This is a genomic window from Streptomyces sp. UH6, from assembly GCF_013421635.1.
Lineage (GTDB): Bacteria > Actinomycetota > Actinomycetes > Streptomycetales > Streptomycetaceae > Streptomyces > Streptomyces abyssomicinicus.
On the sequence record NZ_JACADT010000520.1, the window covers coordinates 1 to 4,005 of the forward strand.

The 4,005-nt window shown below is 71.7% G+C and carries 2 protein-coding genes and 1 pseudogene; 1 reads left to right on the forward strand and 2 read right to left on the reverse strand.

Annotated elements, in window-relative coordinates:
- On the reverse strand, window positions 1-2,067 hold a 2,067-nt coding region (pepN, locus tag HW445_RS21155; RefSeq protein ID WP_180222560.1), incomplete at its 3' end, for an aminopeptidase N.
- Window positions 2,068-2,254: 187 nt separating this feature from the next.
- Entirely contained in the window at window positions 2,255-3,274 is a 1,020-nt protein-coding gene (locus tag HW445_RS21160) for an aspartate-semialdehyde dehydrogenase (RefSeq protein WP_180222561.1), read from the reverse strand.
- A gap of 335 nt (window positions 3,275-3,609) precedes the next feature.
- Between HW445_RS21160 and HW445_RS34155 the strand changes: the two are divergent.
- Window positions 3,610-3,879: pseudogene (locus HW445_RS34155) on the forward strand (RNA polymerase subunit sigma-70); the annotation flags it as partial.
- Between the last annotated feature and the right edge of the window lie 126 nt (window positions 3,880-4,005).

Genomic DNA, 4,005 nt, shown 5'->3' on the forward strand with positions numbered 1-4,005 from the left:
GACGGCGAGGCCGTCGAGACTCTCCGACCCGGCGAGCAGTGCCTCCAGCAGGTCGAGCTGCTCGGGGGTGCGGGCGGCGTCGGTGAAGGCGCGGGCCCAGGCGAGCTGGTGGTCGCTGCCCGGCGCGGCGGACCGCAGGTGGGCCAGCGTGGCGTCGGTCCAGCGGGCCAGCAGCACGTCCCGGTCGGCGGGGGCCGCGTACAGCTCCAGCGCCAGCTTGACCTGCCGGTGCAGGGACTGCACCACGCCGATGTCGGACTCCCTGGCGATGGAGGAGAGCACCAGCTCCAGGTAGTCCCGGGTGGCGAGCTCGCCGTCACGGGTCATGTCCCAGGCGGACGCCCAGCACAGGGCGCGCGGCAGGGAGGACTCGAAGTCGCCGAGGTGCTCGGTGACGAAGGCCAGCGACCGCTCGTCGAGGCGGACCTTGGCGTAGGACAGGTCGTCGTCGTTGAGCAGGACCACGTCCGGGCGGGCGGTGCCGGCGAGCTGCGGGACGGCGGTGAGCTCGCCGTCCACGTCCAGCTCCAGGCGCTCGACGCGCACCAGCTTGCCGGTGGCGGCGTCGAGGTCGTAGAGGCCGATCGCGATGCGGTGCGGCCGCAGCAGCGCCTCGCCCTTGGCGCCGGCGGGCAGCGCGGGGGCCTCCTGGCGGACGGCGAAGGAGGTGATGGCGCCCGCGTCGTCGGTCTCGATCTCCGGGCGGAGGATGTTGATGCCGGCCGTCTCCAGCCACTTCGTCGACCAGTTCTTCAGGTCGCGGCCGGAGGTCTCCTCCAGCGCGCCCAGCAGGTCCGGCAGACGCGTGTTGCCGAAGGCGTGACGCTTGAAGTAGGCCTGCACGCCGCGGAAGAACTCGTCCTCGCCGACGTACGCCACCAGCTGCTTGAGGACGCTGGCGCCCTTGGCGTAGGTGATGCCGTCGAAGTTGACCATGACGTCTTCGAGGTCGCGGATGTCCGCCATGATCGGGTGGGTCGACGGCAGCTGGTCCTGCCGGTACGCCCAGGTCTTCTCGGAGTTGGCGAACGTGGTCCAGGCGTGCGGCCAGCGGGAGCCGGGGGCGGCGGCCTGGCAGGCGACCGAGGTGTAGGTGGCGAACGACTCGTTCAGCCAGAGGTCGTTCCACCACTCCATGGTGACCAGGTCGCCGAACCACATGTGGGCCAGCTCGTGGAGGATGGTCTCCGCGCGGCGCTCGTACGCGGCGTCGGTGACCTTGGAGCGGAAGACGTACTGGTCGCGGATGGTGACCGCGCCCGCGTTCTCCATGGCGCCGGCGTTGAACTCCGGCACGAAGAGCTGGTCGTACTTGGCGAACGGGTAGGCGAGACCGAACTTCTCCTCGAACCAGTCGAAACCGAGGCGGGTGACCTCGAAGATGTGGTCGGAGTCGAGGTGCTCGGCCAGGGAGGGGCGGCAGTAGATGCCGAGCGGGACCGTCCGGCCGTCCTTCTCGTAGGTGCTGTGCACCGAGTGGTACGGGCCGGCGATCAGCGCCGTGATGTACGACGAGACGCGGGGGGTCGGCTCGAAGGCCCAGACCCCGTCCTTCTCCTCCGGGGTGGGCGAGTTGGAGATCACGCTCCACCCGTGCGGCGCCCTCACGGTGAACTGGAAGGTCGCCTTCAGGTCGGGCTGCTCGAACGAGGCGAAGACGCGGCGGGCGTCCGGCACCTCGAACTGCGTGTACAGGTAGGTCTGCTCGTCGACCGGGTCGACGAAGCGGTGCAGGCCCTCACCGGTGTTGGTGTAGGCGCAGTCGGCGACCACGCGCAGCACGTTCGGCCCTTCGAGAAGGCCGGGCAGCGCGATCCGCGAGTCCTGGAACACCTCGGCCGGGTCCAGCGCGTCGCCGTTGAGGGTCACCTCGTGGACGGTGGGGGCGACCAGATCGATGAAGGACTCCCCGTCCCGGGCGGACGAGAAGCGCACCGTGGTGACGGACCGGTAGGTCGTCTCGCCCTCCGGGGCGCCGGAGATGTCGAGTTCGATCTCGTACGAGTCAACGGTGAGCAGCTCGGCCCGCTGCTGTGCCTCTTCGCGGGTCAGATTGGTGCCAGGCACGCGGTCATCTCCTCGTTATGCGTAGGTTGCGCCATCCTTCCACGGGGTTCCCGCTCCGCGCGATCAGGTTCCCCGGCCTGTGGACGAACCGGGCGGACCGCCTGTGGACGACCCCGGGGAACGACGCAGGGCGGTCACCCGTGGGGGTGACCGCCCTGCGTGACACGCCGGTCCGGGGGGCGCTCCGCTACGCGGCGGAGAGCTCCGCGGCGACCAGCTCCGCGATCTGGACGGCGTTCAGCGCGGCGCCCTTGCGGAGGTTGTCGTTGGAGACGAAGAGCGCGAGGCCGTTCTCCACCGTCTCGTCGCGGCGGATGCGGCCCACGTAGGACGGGTCCTGGCCGGCCGCCTGGAGCGGGGTGGGGATGTCGGTGAGGACGACGCCGGGGGCCTCGGCGAGCAGCTCGGCAGCGCGCTCGGGGCTGAGCGGGCGGGCGAAGCGGACGTTCACCTGGAGGGAGTGGCCGGAGAAGACCGGGACGCGCACGCAGGTGCCGGAGACCTTCAGCCCGGGGATCTCCAGGATCTTGCGGGACTCGTTGCGGAGCTTCTGCTCCTCGTCGGTCTCGTTCAGGCCGTCCTCGACCAGGTTGCCGGCGAAGGGCAGCACGTTGAAGGCGATGGGCCGCTTGTAGACGTCCGGCGCGGGGAACTCCACGGCGGAACCGTCGTGGGTGAGCTTGTCGGCCTCCTCGACGACCTTGCGGACCTGGCCGTGCAGCTCGGCGACGCCGGCCACGCCGGAGCCGGAGACGGCCTGGTAGGTGGTGGCGACCAGGGCCTCGAGGCCGGCCTCGTCGTGGAGCGGGCGCAGCACCGGCATGGCGGCCATGGTGGTGCAGTTCGGGTTGGCGATGATGCCCTTCGGGCGGTTCGCGACCGCGTGCGGGTTGACCTCGGACACCACCAGCGGGACCTCGGGGTCCATGCGCCAGGCGGAGGAGTTGTCGATCACCACGGGGCCCTGGGCGGCGACCTTCTCGGCCAGCGCCCTGGAGGTGGCGCCGCCCGCCGAGAACAGCACGATGTCCAGGCCGGAGTAGTCGGCGGTGGCGGCGTCCTCGACCGTCACACCGTCCAGCTCGCGGCCGGCGGAGCGGGCGGAGGCGAACAGGCGCAGCTCCGTGACGGGGAAGTTCCGCTCCGCGAGGATCCTGCGCATGACCGTGCCGACCTGACCGGTGGCTCCGACGATTCCGACCCTCACGGTGCGACTCCCTTACGTGTCTGTCCTGTGTGCGGCGCTCCCGCGCGTCCCGTGCTGCGCGGTGACCGGTTTCCATCATGCGGCGGCCACCGGGGCGCCTGTCCAATCCTTTGCCCGCCCTCTCGCAGGTCGGACAGGGTGCGGACGGCGGTCCGGCGGCGATCCTGCGGTGCCTACCCTCCGCCGCGTGGACGAATCCTGTGGTTCGCGGGCCCCGGCGGAAGCCCTGCGGGGGCCGCTCCGCGATGTGACGAACACCATTCTCCGGGCGGACCGAACGTTTTTCCCGCTCCCTGCGTCGTACGGGGTGGGAAGGGCGCAACGGGAGGGGCGGCGTGCTGCGCGGACGGGTGCGGTTCAGAGGCGCGGCGGGGGCCGACCCCGCCGATCCGCTGGAGCCTGAGCAGGAGCGAAGGGTGCGGGCGGTGCTGGCGCTCGGCGGGGTGCCCCAGGCCGACCTGGCCGACGGGGTCCAGCATGTGCGGCTGCGGCTGCTGGAGCGGGCCGCGGCCGGCAAGGAGGCGCCACGCGACGTGTCCGCGTGGGCGGCCGTGGTGGCGTCCAACTGGGCGATGGACTGGCACCGCGCCCGTCTGCACGAGGACGGGGTGGTGGGAGGATGTCCGCCGGGTACGAGGACGACCCGCTGGCCGCGGTGCTGAACGGGGACCCCGCGCCGCCGGACGCGGATCCCGCCGCGCGCGCCGCCCACGAGGCGGCGCTGGCGGACG